The sequence below is a fragment of the Rhodanobacter sp. DHB23 genome (assembly GCF_014842975.1).
Classification (GTDB): Bacteria; Pseudomonadota; Gammaproteobacteria; order Xanthomonadales; family Rhodanobacteraceae; genus Rhodanobacter_A.
The window spans coordinates 72,914-87,317 of record NZ_JACYXK010000026.1 but is presented as its reverse complement, the minus strand read 5'-3'; the positions used below and the strand labels follow the sequence as shown (position 1 = coordinate 87,317).

The following is a 14,404-nucleotide window of genomic DNA, read 5'->3' as shown; positions in this document are numbered from 1 at the left end:
TTGGGGGTGAGGGTTCGGACTTGCCATAACCTTCGTTGATTGAGGCCCGAAGTTTGCTGACTTGAGCCCTGCCATATCGAACGGTGGTGAGCTTTCATCCGGACGATGCCGCGGATGGGCGACGCCTACGGCAAGCCAATATGCCTCGTGCCCAGCGTTTTCGGCCCGCTGGCCGCGCTGCCATTGATGGCTGCATACGGAAGGTTCGCGCCGGGCTGATCGACACGCTGGATCAGATATGCCTTGCCGGCCTGGGCATCGAAGCTCAGCACGTTCTGCTTGCCGGCTTCGGCGACGTGCCTGCCGCTGCCAGATTCGACGGCTTCGATCGTTTTCCCGGGCCACGGATTGCGCACCTGCATGTGCCCATCGGTACCTGCCTCGACCACCACCGTGCCCGGCACCCCATCGCGTATCTGCAGGTCGACCTTGCTGCGCTGCTGGATGTAGACCGTGGCGTTGGCGTCCCAGTCTTTCGGCCAGGCAGGCGCGATGCGGATCAGGCCGTCGTGTTCTTGCACCAGCGCATCCTGCAGGGCGACAGCGACCACGCCGATCTGCTCGACGTAGAACTCGTTGCCGGTGAACTTGGCAAAGCCGGATGGGTATTGCTGGTATTTGCCGGTGAGCGTGAGCAGGGCGGTTTTCACTTCGTCGGCGAGGCCGAGGTGGGCGGCCTGCAGCGGGTCGTAGCTCCAGTCGTTCTCGAACTTGTTCGGGCGCTGCATGAAGGTGCGCACACCGAGCGCGTGCAACGGGCCGCTGTCACCGATCAGGCCATAGGGCCAGACGGGTTCAAGGCCGATGTTCTCGGTGTTCTGGATTTCCGCGCCGGCGTCGTATGACGGACCGATCACGCTGCCGTCGCCGGATTTCTGCAGCGGGAACGCGGGGATCTTTGGCAACGCCTGCTGCAATTCGGCGACCAGCGCGGCATCGGTGTGCAGGGCCTGCGCCGCCTCGATGATGATGGGGAACACCGCCTTCATCGCCGCGATGTCGGTGGTGGGGTCGTGTACGTCCCACTGCGTTTCGTGCGCGTTGGATGGGAAGGTGTGCAGCAGGCCATCCGTGCCGGGCTTGGCGTAGGCGAGCAGGAAGCGCGCGGCGGCGGCCATCACCGGGTAGTTGGCGGCGAGGAAGGCGCGGTCCTGCGTGGCGAGGTATTGCCGCCAGATCCACAGCGACACTTCGGCGCCGGTGGTCAGCGTGCGCGCGTTGTAGTACGGCGGCGACTTGGCGCTGCAGTTCACGCCGGGCTGCTTCAGCCAGTCCACGTTCTCGTAGCCGCGGCCGTTGAAGCGCATGGTTTCCGGCACGCAGGCGCCGGGGCGGCCGTCCATCTGCGCGCGGGTCCACGCCTCGATGTTGGCGAGGTTGCTGCGATAGAGGTTGAAGTAGGGCGCGTTCAGTTCGTACAGGCCGGCGCCGAGGTTGGCGGCGACCTGCATGCGCAGGTTCCAGTGCCAGTACGCGGAAGGCGCCCAGCGATGCTGGTCGCGCGTAGAGGCAAACAGGTCGGCGATGCCGGCCTGCGAGCCGGGCAGCGGGCCGCGGCTTTCGGCGGCGGTGGCGTACAGGTCGATAGCGCGCAGGTTCTCCATGTACTCGGCGCTGCCGTCGGTCGAACCGAGCTTCATCAGGCCGGCGCGTTGACAGAAGGCATTCCACCAGTCGTGGTGCGCGGCGTCGGGAATCCTGCCGGCATCGGCGAGCAGTGCCTGCGCGCGCTGAAGGGCATCGCCGCCTTTCCATTCCGGCGCGGCGACCAGTACGCGGAACGAGCCGTCCGCCCCGGGCTTGAACGATAGTTCCACCGTCTCTGGCCCTTGCACCCGGGCATGCACATCGCGGGCCTGCGCCGTGATCGCGGCCAGCGAACCGAAGGTCTGCCCGGACGCACCCGCCTCGCTGTCGTCCTTCCACGTTTCGGCAAGCACGGCCACGCCCCGTTGCGCGATGGTCCGCGGCTTGCGTGGTTGCCACAGGTGCAGCAACACCGATTGCCGTGCGTCGGGATCGGCGCCGTGCACTTCGACCACGGCAACGTCGGTGTCGGGTTGCACGTAGACCGTGGCACGCATGCCCGCGCCGCTTTCGCGTAGCTCGCCGTCGTGGAGGGCGAGCCGGCCCGCGTAGTCGGGTGCCTCGGCCAGAGGCTTGAGGCCAGTCAGCACGACCTGGCCCGGCGACAGGCGTCCCGGCAAGGTGTCCGCGCGGTTGAGTTGCAGGGTCAGGCCATCTTCCGACCACACGGCGAGGCCCAGGCGCCCGTTGCCCAGCGGCATCGCTTCGTCGGCGCGCAGGTTCGCGTGCTTCAGCACGATGTCGGAACGGCTCACCACGCCGCCGACGTCCGCGTTGAAGCGCTGGTCGTGCCATGCGGTGGTGGCGTCGGCGGCATGGCATGCGGGCATGACCAGACCAGTGGCGAGTGCGAGCGCGGCAGGCACGATGCACTTCATCACTTGCGCTCCGGCGATGGCGCACAGGCTTGCAGCACGGGCGGTGCATCGCCCAGTTGCTCCGCCAGCGCACGGTACTTCGGCAGCAGCACCGCCGCCTGTGCATACAGCGCGGAGCTGTTGCGCGGGTCCCAGGTGCCGCCGTAGCCCTTCAGCCCGGCCTTCTGCCGCTCGACGTCGAACGGTTCGCTGGTATGCACGAACTCCTGGTGCGTGCGTTGGCCTTTGGCCCAGGGCGCCAGCCAGTCCAGCGCGGCGGCGAGGGAGCTGCCGGTGGCCGAGCGCGCTTCGAGCAGGTTGTCCTTGCCATAGGGCGAGAGCGCCAGCGCGGCCTGCACCAGCGGCTCGAGGTCGTAGGTGACGTAGTGCAGGGCGTCGCGCTGCGCGAAGTCCACCGTGCTGCCGTCGGGGCGGATGTTCGCGGCCACCTGCAGCATCAGCCGCTCGCGTGCGGCCTCGACCAGCTGTGGATCGCCCAGCGCGGCGGCGCTGATGGCGAGCAGCTTGATGCGATGGCTCTGCCAGTTGTTGATGTCGTTGATGTAGGTGGAGCCGACCTTGGCCCGCAGGCGCGTGAGATAACCCTCGGCGATGCGGCGGATCAGCACGGCCATCGCGTCGCGCGTGGAGGCCGGCAGCGCATCGCGGGTGAGTACATAGGCCTGGAACAGCTCGGCGAGGTTGGTTTCGTCGATGGGGTTGAAGTCGGGCTGGTAGGTGGTGGCCCAGGCATCGAGGTAGCGCGTCACCTGCTGCAGCAGTTCGGGCTTGCCGCTCAGGCGCCAGGCCACCGCGGCACGCAGTGCCAGCGGCCAGTCGCGTTCGGCTGCGGTGCTGGCGTCGTGGATGCCCTGGTGCGGTAGCAGGCCTTGCGTGTGCAGGTGGGCCATGGGCTGCGGCTGATCGTGCAGGTGCGCCAGCGCATCGGTCACCACGGCATCGTTCGCGTGGGCGGGCGATGGCGTTGCCAGCGGACACCACCAGCGCGGCGCGTCGGTGGCCTGCGTGGTCGCGCAGGCGAGGGTAAGCAGGGCGGCGGGAAGGAGCTGGCGCGTGTTCATCGTGATTTTTTCTCGCTCAAGGCTTCCACTTCGCCGGCGGCGAACAGGAAGGCGCCCACGCCGTACACGTAGCTGGCGCCGGGCGGGTAGTCGCCGGGGGCGGCGCCGATCGGCTGGATGTCGCCGAGGCGGCCATCGGCGTAGATCTCGCCGACCAGGCCGCGCCAGCCGCGTGCTATCACCGGGCGATAGCTGGCGCGGTCGAGCACACCGTGGTGCACGCCCCAGGCCAGCGCGTAGACGATGAAGGCGGAGCCGGAGGTTTCGGGGCGCGGGTAGGCATCCGCATCCAGCAGGCCCGCGCGCCAGAGGCCGTCACGGCCTTGCAGTTGCGCCAGCCGCGTGGCCATTTCGCGGAACTGCTCCACGTAACGCGGGCGTTGCGGATAGTCGTCGGGCATCAGCGTCAGCACGCGTGCGAGGCCGGCCATCACCCAGCCGTTGCCGCGGCTCCAGAACAGTTTCTGCCCGTTGCGCTCGCGCTTCTTCAGGTAGGAGGCGTCGCGGCTGTAGAGGTGTTCCATCGGGTCGTACAGTAACGCGCTGGTGATCCACCACTGGCGATCCATGTAGTCGAGATAGGCCTGATCGTGCGTGGCATTGGCGAGGCCGGCCCAGGTCGCCGGTGCCATGAACAGCGCGTCGCACCACCACCACAGCGGACGCTGTGGGTCGTCGGGCGTGCGCATCTGCATGTCGTAGCGCTCGCGCAGCGGTTTGATCATCGCGGGATCGGGCGTGCGTGCGTACAACGCGAGCCAGGCCTGCGCCACCGCCTGGTCGTCGGCGTGGTGCACGCGCGGGCCCAGGCCCCAGTCGAAATGCACGCCTTCGCGGCGCACGTAGTCCGCATAACGCGGGTCGTGCAGCAGGTCGCTGGCGCCGAGGAAGCCGAGGTAGAGCGGGGCGAAGGTCCAGTCCAGGCTGTCGTGATGCTCGACGCGCGGGAGCTGCCAGGCGGCGACCAGGGCCGCGGCGCGGCGGATGTCGACGGACTTCATCGCACCGGAGAGCTGCGCGCGCGGCCCGGGGTTGGCTGGCGCATCGCCGGCCTGCGGATCGTCGGCGCGCGCCGGCTGGGGGGACAGCGCGAGCAACACGCTGGCCAGCAGGCACAGCACGCCTGTCGACAGACGCGATGAAAGCGAGGACGAAACAGGACGTGCGGTCGACATGGCAATCCGTGATCCGAGCGTGTTGTGGGCCGGGTCGAGCTTAGGCTAGAGTTTCAAAAGGTTTCAATAACTTTTGGAACTTTCGATTTCTTTCTGTCGGACGAGGCGGGCATGGCGATGGCGACACGCGGTATCGGGAGCGGCATCGCGTTGCTGGCGGCACTCTGGGTGCGCACGGCGAGTGCGGTGCCGACTTCATCGACGCCGCTGGAAGTGGCGGTGAACAACCCGCTCGCGCTGGCCCGTCATGGCGAAGTGCTGACGCTGCCCATGGCCGAGGTGCTGCAACGGCGGCCGCAGTGGCGCTCGCGCCCATTGGCCGCGCGCGTCGAGGGCAGTGCCAGCTGGCTGCCCGTGCAGGCGTATGCCAGCGATGGTGGTGCCGTGCCGGACCAGTTGCTGGTGCAGCTCGACATCGCGCCCAAGGCCACCGCGCGACTGGAGATCCTGCCCGCGCCCGCTTCGATGCCTACGATTCCGAATCCGCTGTTCGCGCGCCTCGTACCCGAACGCGACGACGACTTCGCGTGGGAAAACGGGCAGGTGGCGTACCGCATCTATGGCACCGCGCTGGAAAAGACTGGCCAGGTGTTTCCCGGCATCGATGTGTGGTCGAAGCGGCCACCGCGGCACGTGGTCGACGCCTGGTACAAACGCGACGCTGAAGGGCAGCGTCTGAACGATCCCTCGATGTCGTACCACATCGACCACGGCGACGGCCTGGACAGCTACGACGTGGGCCACACGCCCGGCGACGGTGGCACCGCGGGTTGGCTGGATGGCGCGCCGGTCGCCTCGCGCAACGCCTCGCAGGTGCGCATCACCGCACAGGGGCCGGTGCGGTTGCGCTTCGAGGTGGACTATCCGGCGTGGCGCGTGGGCGACGTGACGCTGCACCAGCACAAGGTCGTCACTCTGGATGCCGGCTCGCATCTCAACCGGCAGGTGGTGACCTGGCGCATCGAAGGCGCGCCGCGCGCCACCGTGGCCGCCGGCGTGGCCGTGCATGCCGGCGCGGATCTCGTGCATGACGGCGCCACGCGGATTGCCGTGTGGGACACGCCGCAAAAAGCCAGCGCCGGCCGCATTGCCACCGCGCTGCTGCTGGCGCCCGGTGAAACCGCACGTTACGCGGGCACGCGCGACGCGGCCTGGACGCTGTTCGACGTGGCCGACGGCGGCAGCATCCGCTTCGCCTCCGGCTCCGGCTGGTCGCAGGGCGACATGCCTGATTTCCGCAGCTGGCAAAACTATTTGTATGATTATTTTATGCGCTGGTCGCATCCGCTGCAGGTACATTGGCCGGCAGCCCGGCACTGACGAAACCATCGAGGAATCCGCATGCAACGCCGAACCTTCCTGCGCCTGAGCGCCTTGGCCCCGCTGGCAGCCCTGGGCTGGCGCGTCGATGCCGGCCAACGTCCAGCAGGCGGATTCGTCGAACGCTTGCCGGACGGCCGTGCGCACCGCTTCGAGCTTTCCGCGCAGCACTTCCTGCTCGACGGCAAGCCGTTCCAGATCCGCAGCGGCGAGATGCACCCGATCCGCATCCCGGCCAGGTACTGGCGCCAGCGCATCCGCATGGCGAAGGCGATGGGGCTCAACACGATTTCCATCTACCTGATGTGGAACGCGCTGGAGTCCGAGCCCGGCGTATTCGACCTCAAGAGCGGCAGCCGCGACTTCGCGAAGTTCATCCGCATCTGCCAGGAAGAAGGCATGTGGGTATACCTGCGCCCCGGTCCCTACATCTGTGGCGAATGGGATTTCGGCGGGCTGCCGCCGTACCTGCTGCGCCATCCGGACATCCGCGTGCGCGACAAGGACGATGCCGACTACATGGCCGCGGTGCGCCGCTACATCGCCACCGTCGCGCCGGTGGTGAAGCCGTTGCTGGCGGCGAACGGCGGCCCGATCCTGATGGTGCAGGTGGAGAACGAATACGCCTCGTTCGGCCATGACCTCGCCTATCTCGAAACGATTCGCGCGCTGTGGCAGCAGCACGGCGTGCAGGGGCCGTTCTCGATTTCGGACGGTCTGGGCCAGGTCCGGAAGCAGAAGACCTATTTGCCAGGCACCGCTCTGGGCCTGGACGGCGACACCGATTTCGCGGGCGCGCAGGCGATTGCCGGCGAGATGCCGGTATGGATGGGCGAGGGTTATCCGGGCTGGATCACCCACTGGGGCGACAAGGATTTCTCGCGCGGCGACTTCGCCGGCACGCTGGCCACGTTGTTGGCAGAGGGCCGCTCGTTCAACCTGTACGTGGTGCACGGCGGCAGCAACTTCGGCTTCGGCGCGGGTGCCAACGCGAACAACGACTACTCGGACTTCCAGCCTGTCATCACCAGCTACGACTATGGCGCGCCCATCGACGAACACGGCGCGCCCACGGCGGACTACCACGTGTTCCGCAAGCTGATCGCCGCGCACACGACGCAACCGTTGCCCGCCGTACCGCCCGTACCGCCGATGGCGGGTTTCGCGGACATCACGCCGCAGCCGCACGCCTCGCTGTGGGACAACCTGCCGGCGGCGAAGCCGGTGCAACAGCCGCAAGCCAACGAACTGCTGTTCGGCCAGGACCACGGCATGGTGCTGTATCGCCGTACCGTGCGGGGTGGTGGCGAACTGGCCGTGGACGGCGTGCGCGATTACGCCACGGTGTTCCATGGCGGCCAGTACGTCGATTACGTCTCGCGCGTGCGGCATCCGAAGCTGCGCGCGGGCAGCACGCTGCGCCTGCCGGCGGGCCAGGGCGAGGCAGCGCTGGAAATCCTCATCGACAGCTTCGGCCATGTCGGTTTCGGCCAGGCGATGGCCGATCGCAAGGGCCTGGTCGGCGAGGTGCGGCTCGACGGCAAGTCGCTGCAGGGTTGGGAGGCCGTGAGCCTGCCGCTGGACGACGCGTGGCTGGCTGCGCTGAAACCGCTGAGTGGCAAGCCCGCGCGCCCCGGCGTGTTCTTCAAGGGCACGTTTTCACTCGCGCAGGTGGGCGACTGCTACCTCGACATGGCGGACTGGGCCAAGGGCTACCTGTGGGTCAACGGCCACTTGCTGGGCCGCTACTGGAACCTCGGCCCGCAGCAGCGCCTGTATTGCCCTGCGCCATGGCTGCGCGCCGGCGACAACGAGGTGCTGGTGCTCGACCTGCACCGCACCGAGGCGGCGGCGATCCGCAGCGCGGCGTCGTTGGGTGGTTGATCCCTCCCTGGGCGGGGCATGCGGCCAACGCCGCAGGCATCGACGCCGTTGACTGTTGCACGGCTGCGCGGCGTTCGAAGGCTGCGCGGCTTTTCGGGTCGGTATCCCCTTGTCCGCAAAAGTCGAAGTAGGCATGATCGGCAGAAAGGAACGGGCATCATTTGTCTTCGGGCCGCAGGAGCAAATGGAGCGCGGACCAGGTGGTGGCGCATCTCGATGTTGTTCAACAACACGCGGGTTAAAGGGGCGAATATATGAAGTTGTATCGAACTGCCGTGTCCGCGGCTGTTGCAGTTGCATATCTGATGCTCGCGGGCTGCGCGCAAGATACTCCGAAATCGGCATTCCAGAATGGCGATGATTACGCCCAGCGGGTGTTCGTGCCATCTGCGCTGGACAGCTCCGTGAAAAAAGCCGTTTCAGATGGTCGGTCGCTGGCGTTCAATAAAATTACTTTCACGCAGAATGCGAAGGTGTTGGTTCAGGGCAATTCCGTTGAAATGTCGCGGGACATGACCTACGAGAATGCTGGAGATGGTGGTCTGGTTCGCGTTATCGATCTCAATTATGTCAATGGCGTGGTCAGCGGGAAGATGTTTTCCCTGACATATCGCGGTCTGGTAAATCTTTACTGGAAAGACGTTGCGCCAAATTCACGAGTGATGCCGTATTCCCGGCGTGCTGATTCGGTGTCGCATTTCGATACGTCATTTGACCAGTCGGCATTGAGTTATTCCTATCAGGTGAGTTCCAATGCGCCACACTCCAGGACGCTGGATCGCAGTATATCTTGCGCACTTACAGGCACTTACGTGGCATCAAAGGTGGCGACTGGAATACAGGGCGATGCCAGGGAATTTAATTGCAAGTTCTACAATGACAATGGCGTGCTGGATATGGATGCGAACGTGGTTTATCTGAATGCGTACGGAATCGTCATCCTGCAGGACATGACTAAGACGTATGGCCATGTGCATTTTATAACGTCGAATTTCAAGGTGGGCTGATTCGGAAGGCATGTTGACGCGATGGCTTGGCGTTGACTGACCCGCCGCGGGTGTCGCCCCGTGCGTGGGCGTGATCATGGCTTTCCCGCTCCACCAGTACCGGGGGCACGCCTTGTCGCGGAGCGGCTCGTGGCCGATTAGCGATTAGCATGTGATGGATCTCATTGATGCTGGAGCCGATCCCGTAGTGCTTTGGCGTCATGCAGCATTTGCCCGGCAGGGACCTCATTGATGTAGCCGTTGCCCATCGCCTCCAGCGCCACCTCCACCGCGCTGGTTGGGGGGTATTGGGGGGGGGGCTGGCGACAGGATCGGTGCGTGACTTCACGCTGGTATCGACCTGCTGTACCAACGTATAGGCGCAGCCGCGCGCCCCGAGGTGGCGCCGATCCATGGTGCCGTGGGGTTGCGGTAGCGACCACGGCTGCGTGCCCTGCAATAGAATCAGCAGCCTGCGCGCCTCGGGGCGCGTCCCGTCGCATCCGCATGAGCCACCCCTGCCTGACCTGCGGCGCCTGCTGCGCCTATTTCCGCATTGCCTTCCACTGGGCCGAGACCGACCCGTCGCTGGGCGGCACCGTGCCCGCCGAGCTCACCGAGCAGCTCGACCCGCACCGCGTGGTGATGCGCGGTACGCAGTCGAAGACGCCGCGCTGCGTGGCGCTGGTGGGCGAGATCGGCGTGGCCGCGCATTGCGGCATCCACCCGATCAAGCCCTCGGTATGCCGCGAGGTGGAGCCGTCCTGGGAGTTCGGCCGGCACAGCCCGCAATGCGACAAGGGGCGCCTCGCGCACGGCTTGACGCCGCTGACGCCGCAGGACTGGCCGGCGGCGTAGGAGCACCCTCTGCGCGATGGCTTTTCGCTTCGATCGGGATACAAGGCCGTCGCGCACAGGGTGCGCTCCTGCGCCTTGTTTCCATCCGCTCAATCGAAGCGGTAGATGTCCATCGCCAGGAAGCCCAGGTCGATGCCGGCATCGATACGCTGGACGTGCGCGCCGTCGCCCGCCGCGCCCAGGGCGAAGAACAACGGTAACAGGTGCTCGTCGGTGGGATGGGCGCGCTGGGCGAACGGCGCCTGGCGGCGGTAGTCGAGCAGGGCATCGACGTCGCCGGCGGCGAGCTTCTGTTCGATCCAGCCGATGAACGGGCGCACGTAGGGCGCCTCGCGCTCCGCGCTGTAGCCGGCGCGGAAGTCGTGCAGGTTGTGGGTGATGCTGCCCGAGCCGATCAGCAGCACGCCCTGCTCGCGCAGCGGCGCCAGCGCGCGGCCCAGCGCGTACTGGTGGGCAAGGCCGAGCCCGGGCTGGATGGAAACCGGCACCACCGGAATGTCGGCGGCCGGATAGAGCAGGCGCAGCGGCACCCAGGCACCGTGGTCCAGCCCGCGCTGCGGGTCCAGCCGCGGCGCGAGGCCGGCGTGGTCGAGCAGCCCGGCCACCTGCGCGGCAAGCGCGGGTGCGCCCGGCGCGGGGTAGCGCAACTGGTACAGCTCGGGCGGGAAACCGTGGAAGTCGTGGATGGTTTCCGGTTGCGCGGCGGCGCCGACCAGCGGCGTGCGTGCCAGCCAGTGTGCGCTGGCGATCACGATGGCCCCGGGTCGCGGCAGCGCCTGCGCCAGCTCGGCCAGCCGTTCGCCGGTCGCGCCGGGTTGCAGCGCGGTCATCGGCGAGCCGTGGGAGATGTACAGGCTGGGCAGGGCAGGCATGGCGGGTAGCCTCGTGGGGAACCTCCCCAGAGTAAGGGCTGCTGCCGGATTTGCAGCGGGCCCGACCGGAACGCTGCGTTGCCGTCTGCGAACGCTGGTGCTTCCCTCCTGCCGGAGAGCCTGTTCACGCTCTCATGGCATCCGGATCAGCGTCGAGTCCCAGTCGTGCCATGTGCTGTCTCCCTCCCCTGCGTGCAGGGGAGGGCTGGGGTGGGGTCAAGCGCTTGCGAAAGCCATCCATGAGCGTCTTTCGCAAGGTTTCACCCCCACCCAGCCGCCCCCAGCCCGGAGGGGGGGGGGGCAATCGGCGCATAGGGGGGGCTCGACGCCAATCAGGTCACGGCATGCGGTGCCGGGAGAGCGCGAACAGAGCCTTGGGAAGCGGCCGGACTTATTTGCGCGGCGGCTTGCCGCCGTGCGGGCGTGGCTTGCGCGCGTCGGGCCTGGCGCCGCCGGGCTTGAAGCCGCCGGGCTTGCGGAAGCCGCCCGGGCGGCGCGCGGGATGCGCGCCCTGTTCGCCGGCGCCGTCGTCCTTGCCGTCCCACGCATGGATCTGCAACTGCTGGCGCGCCACCCAGACCTTCTTCAGGTGCTCGAAGATTTCCTTCGGCATGCCTTCGGGCAGGTCGATCAGGCTGTGGTCGCCGCGGATGCTGAGGCGGCCGATGTACTGGCTGTCCAGCCCGGCCTCGTTGGCGATGGCGCCGATGATGTTGCCGGGCTTCACGCCGTGGTCGTGGCCCACTTCGATGCGGTAGGTGATCTTGCCCGTCTCGGTGTGGTGCGGGCGCGGCGCATGGCCGGCGGCGGGTTCGCGCGCCTGCTCGCGCGGTGCGTGCTCGCGCGCGGCGGTGCGTTCGGGCCTGCCGCGGTCGCGGCCGGGGGCGTCGGGTTCGCGCGGGGCGAATTCGCGTTTCGGCGGCGGCGTCAGCAGCAGCGGCTGGTCGCCCTGCGCGATGCGCGCCAGCGCGGCGGCGATCTCGATGGCGGGGATGTTGTGTTCCTGCTCGTACTGCTCGATCAGCTGCTGGAACAGGTCGAGCTCGCCGACCGCCAGGGTGTCGCTGATGCGCTGCTTGAACTTGCCGATGCGCACGTCGTTGACCGCTTCCACCGTCGGCAGCTTCATTTCCTCGATCGGCTGGCGCGTGGCGCGCTCGATCGCGCGCAGCATGCCCTTCTCGCGCGGGGTGACGAACAGGATCGCCTCGCCGCTGCGGCCGGCGCGGCCGGTGCGGCCGATGCGGTGCACGTAGCTCTCGGTGTCGTACGGGATGTCGTAGTTCATCACGTGGCTGATCCGCTCCACGTCCAGGCCGCGCGCGGCCACGTCGGTGGCGACCAGGATGTCCAGCTTGCCGTCCTTCAGCTGCTGGATCACCCGCTCGCGCTGCGGCTGCGCGATGTCGCCGTTGATCGCGGCGGCGGCCAGGCCGCGCGCCTGCAGCTTCTCGGCCAGTTCCTCGGTGGCCTGCTTGGTGCGCGCGAAGATGATCATCGCGTCGAACGGCTCGGCCTCGAGGATGCGCGTCATCGCGTCCAGCTTGTGCATGCCGCTGACGAACCAGTAGCGCTGGCGGATGTTCGCCGCGGTGGTGGTGGAGGACTTGATGGTGACCTCGACCGGGTCCTTCAGGTGCTTCTGCGCGATCTTGCGGATCGGCGCCGGCATGGTGGCGGAGAACAGCGCCACCTGGCGGGTGGGCGGGGTGGCTTCCAGCACCTTCTCCACGTCGTCGATGAAGCCCATGCGCAGCATCTCGTCGGCTTCGTCGAGCACCAGGTACTTCAGCTCGGAGAGGTCGAGCGTGCCCTTGTCCAAGTGGTCGATCACGCGGCCGGGCGTGCCCACCACGACCTGCACGCCGCGGCGCAACGCGTGCAGCTGCGGGCCGTAGCTCTGGCCGCCGTAGATCGGCAGCACCTGCAGGCCGGGCAGGTGCGCGGCGTAGCGCTGGAACGCCTCGGCCACCTGGATCGCCAGCTCGCGGGTGGGCGCCAGCACCAGCGCCTGCGGCTTGCCGGGCCTGGGGTCGATGCGCGACAGGATCGGCAGCGCGAACGCGGCGGTCTTGCCGGTGCCGGTCTGCGCCTGGCCCAGCACGTCGCGGCCTTCCAGCAGCGGCGGGATGGTGGCGGCCTGGATCGGCGAGGGCGATTCGTAGCCCACGTCGGCCAGCGCCTTCTGCACCTCGGGCGAAAGCGCGAGCGCGCCGAAGCCGGCGGAGGCCGGGGCGGAATCGGGAGACGGGGCGGACATGGGGAACCTCAGGGGTGGCATGCGCGGCGGCATGCGGGAGAATGCGGCATTGTACCAGTCCCCACGCCGTCCATCGGGAGAGAACCATGCAGAACCGTTTGAAAGACCGCATCGCGCTGGTGACCGGCGCCTCCTCGGGCATCGGCGAGGCCACCGCGCTGGAGCTGGCCAGGCAGGGCGCCAGGGTGGCGATCGCGGCGCGCCGCCGCGATCGGCTGGATGCGCTGGCGCAGGAGCTGGCCGCGCTTGGCGCCGAGCCGCTGGTGCTGGTGGCCGACCTCGCCGACGAGGCCGATGCGCAGCGCATCGTGCACGAGACCGAGCAGCGCTTCGGACGCCTGGACATCCTCGTCAACAACGCCGGCGTGATGTATCTGGAGCCGATCGCCGAAGCCGACCTCGGCCGCTGGCGGCGCATGCTGGAGCTCAACGTGCTCGGCCTGATCGCCGCCACGCAGGCGGCGCTGGCCGGCATGCGCGCGCGGCGCGACGGCCACATCGTCAACATCTCCTCCACCGCCGGCCGCATCGCCAACCCGAACGCGGGCGGCTACGCGGCCACCAAGTTCGGCGTGGTGGCATTCTCCGAATCGCTGCGCCGCGAGGTGTACAAGGACAACATCCGCGTCAGCGTGATCGAGCCGGGCGCGGTGGCCACCGAGCTGCGCGAGCACATCGGCCACGCCGCCACCAAGGACGCGCTGAACGCCTGGGCCGACAACATGCGCCAGCTGCAGAGCCAGGACATCGCGGAGGTGATCGCGTTCTGCGTGGGCCGTCCCGCGCACGTCAACATCAACGAGGTGCTGGTGCGGCCGACCGACCAGGAGCGCTGAGGTGGGTTTCCCGCCGCGACTGCACACCAAGCGCACCCGCATCCGCCTCGCCGGCGAGGCGGATGCGCCGGCGCTGCTGCACTATCGCATGGAGAACCGCGCGCACCTCGCGCCGTGGGAACCGCTGCGCGACGAGGCCTACTGCACGCTGGAGCATTGCGTGCAGGCCATCGCCGAGGGGGGCGAACATGCGCGGCTGGACCGCGGCTATCCGCTGCTGGTGTTCGACCGCGACGAGCGGGAAATCCTCGCCACCTTCACCCTTGCCAACGTGGTGCGCGGCGCGTTCCAGGCCTGCCACCTCGGCTACGGCGTGGCGGCGCGCGCGCAGGGGCAGGGGATCATGCACGAGGCCCTGCAGGCAGGCCTGGCCTGGGCCTTCGGCGAGCTGGACCTGAATCGCGTGATGGCCAACCACCTGCCGTGCAACGAACGCAGCGCACGCCTGCTGGCGCGACTGGGCTTCGAGCGCGAAGGCTACGCGAAGCGCTACCTGCAGATCGCCGGCGTGTGGGAAGACCACGTGCTCACCGCCCTGGTCCGGCCGTAGGGGCGCACCCTGTGCGCGATGGCTCCGATGCTTCGATCAGAGCCAAAAGCATTCGCGCACAGGGTGCTCCTACGCAAAGGCGCGTGTGTCGCACATGTCGATTTTCCGGTGTGCCGTCCGTCGTGTCCGTATCGAAC

General features: G+C 67.8%; 11 protein-coding genes. 6 read left to right on the top strand and 5 right to left on the bottom strand.

All coding sequences use genetic code 11. The annotated features are described in order from the left end of the window. Positions 1 to 125 precede the first annotated feature (125 nt). From IHE47_RS08850 to IHE47_RS08840, 3 genes are read right to left on the bottom strand one after another with little or no spacing between them, the layout of a single operon-like run. Positions 126 to 2,465 carry a DUF5703 domain-containing protein gene (locus IHE47_RS08850; protein ID WP_192105531.1) on the bottom strand — a complete coding sequence of 780 codons (2,340 nt, stop codon included), beginning with the start codon at positions 2,463 to 2,465 and terminating at the stop codon, positions 126 to 128. After that, positions 2,465 to 3,526 (bottom strand): alginate lyase family protein, encoded by a 1,062-nt coding sequence (locus tag IHE47_RS08845; protein WP_192105530.1) that lies wholly within the window; start codon positions 3,524 to 3,526, stop codon positions 2,465 to 2,467. Before IHE47_RS08845 ends, IHE47_RS08850 begins: the two co-directional genes overlap by 1 nt. After that, a complete protein-coding gene (locus IHE47_RS08840; RefSeq protein WP_192105529.1) occupies positions 3,523 to 4,701 on the bottom strand; it encodes a glycoside hydrolase family 88 protein in 1,179 nt (392 codons plus the stop codon). Before IHE47_RS08840 ends, IHE47_RS08845 begins: the two co-directional genes overlap by 4 nt. Before the next feature lie 117 nt (positions 4,702 to 4,818). On the opposite strand from IHE47_RS08840, the gene IHE47_RS08835 reads away from it, so the two are divergent. The 4 genes from IHE47_RS08835 to IHE47_RS08820 all read left to right on the top strand — a co-directional run bounded on the left by IHE47_RS08835 (position 4,819) and on the right by IHE47_RS08820 (position 9,749). Next, on the top strand, positions 4,819 to 6,021 hold the full coding sequence (locus IHE47_RS08835) for a DUF4861 family protein (protein WP_192105528.1): 1,203 nt from the start codon (positions 4,819 to 4,821) through the stop codon (positions 6,019 to 6,021). Positions 6,022 to 6,042: 21 nt separating this feature from the next. After that, positions 6,043 to 7,905 carry a beta-galactosidase gene (locus tag IHE47_RS08830; RefSeq protein WP_192105527.1) on the top strand — a complete coding sequence of 621 codons (1,863 nt, stop codon included), beginning with the start codon at positions 6,043 to 6,045 and terminating at the stop codon, positions 7,903 to 7,905. 254 nt (positions 7,906 to 8,159) lie between these two features. Further along, the gene (locus tag IHE47_RS08825) at positions 8,160 to 8,912 is read left to right on the top strand and encodes a hypothetical protein (protein ID WP_192105526.1); all 753 of its coding nucleotides are present in this window, start codon (positions 8,160 to 8,162) and stop codon (positions 8,910 to 8,912) included. A 486-nt stretch (positions 8,913 to 9,398) separates the two neighbouring features. Continuing rightward, entirely contained in the window at positions 9,399 to 9,749 is a 351-nt protein-coding gene (locus IHE47_RS08820) for a YkgJ family cysteine cluster protein (protein WP_192105525.1), read from the top strand. A gap of 89 nt (positions 9,750 to 9,838) precedes the next feature. Here IHE47_RS08820 and IHE47_RS08815 read toward each other — a convergent pair whose 3' ends face one another. Together IHE47_RS08815 and IHE47_RS08810 are read right to left on the bottom strand one after the other, a co-directional pair. Further along, the gene (locus tag IHE47_RS08815) at positions 9,839 to 10,621 is read right to left on the bottom strand and encodes a class III extradiol ring-cleavage dioxygenase (RefSeq protein WP_192105524.1); all 783 of its coding nucleotides are present in this window, start codon (positions 10,619 to 10,621) and stop codon (positions 9,839 to 9,841) included. 391 nt (positions 10,622 to 11,012) lie between these two features. Further along, positions 11,013 to 12,881, bottom strand: coding sequence for a DEAD/DEAH box helicase (locus IHE47_RS08810; protein WP_192105523.1), 1,869 nt, complete (start codon positions 12,879 to 12,881; stop codon positions 11,013 to 11,015). Between the two features lie 86 nt (positions 12,882 to 12,967). On the opposite strand from IHE47_RS08810, the gene IHE47_RS08805 reads away from it, so the two are divergent. After that, positions 12,968 to 13,717 (top strand): SDR family NAD(P)-dependent oxidoreductase, encoded by a 750-nt coding sequence (locus tag IHE47_RS08805; protein WP_192105522.1) that lies wholly within the window; start codon positions 12,968 to 12,970, stop codon positions 13,715 to 13,717. Between the two features lies 1 nt (position 13,718). Further along, positions 13,719 to 14,267 (top strand): GNAT family N-acetyltransferase, encoded by a 549-nt coding sequence (locus IHE47_RS08800; RefSeq protein ID WP_192105521.1) that lies wholly within the window; start codon positions 13,719 to 13,721, stop codon positions 14,265 to 14,267. Positions 14,268 to 14,404 lie beyond the last annotated feature (137 nt).

Excerpts from the sequence above, each read along its gene's own strand:
- IHE47_RS08850 (WP_192105531.1), bottom strand. The coding sequence starts at position 2,465 with ATGAAGTGCATCGTGCCTGCCGCGCTCGCACTCGCCACTGGTCTGGTC.
- IHE47_RS08845 (WP_192105530.1), bottom strand. The coding sequence starts at position 3,526 with ATGAACACGCGCCAGCTCCTTCCCGCCGCCCTGCTTACCCTCGCCTGC.
- IHE47_RS08840 (WP_192105529.1), bottom strand. The coding sequence starts at position 4,701 with ATGTCGACCGCACGTCCTGTTTCGTCCTCGCTTTCATCGCGTCTGTCG.
- IHE47_RS08835 (WP_192105528.1), top strand. The coding sequence starts at position 4,819 with ATGGCGACACGCGGTATCGGGAGCGGCATCGCGTTGCTGGCGGCACTC.
- IHE47_RS08830 (WP_192105527.1), top strand. The coding sequence starts at position 6,043 with ATGCAACGCCGAACCTTCCTGCGCCTGAGCGCCTTGGCCCCGCTGGCA.
- IHE47_RS08825 (WP_192105526.1), top strand. The coding sequence starts at position 8,160 with ATGAAGTTGTATCGAACTGCCGTGTCCGCGGCTGTTGCAGTTGCATAT.
- IHE47_RS08820 (WP_192105525.1), top strand. The coding sequence starts at position 9,399 with ATGAGCCACCCCTGCCTGACCTGCGGCGCCTGCTGCGCCTATTTCCGC.
- IHE47_RS08815 (WP_192105524.1), bottom strand. The coding sequence starts at position 10,621 with ATGCCTGCCCTGCCCAGCCTGTACATCTCCCACGGCTCGCCGATGACC.
- IHE47_RS08810 (WP_192105523.1), bottom strand. The coding sequence starts at position 12,881 with ATGTCCGCCCCGTCTCCCGATTCCGCCCCGGCCTCCGCCGGCTTCGGC.
- IHE47_RS08805 (WP_192105522.1), top strand. The coding sequence starts at position 12,968 with ATGCAGAACCGTTTGAAAGACCGCATCGCGCTGGTGACCGGCGCCTCC.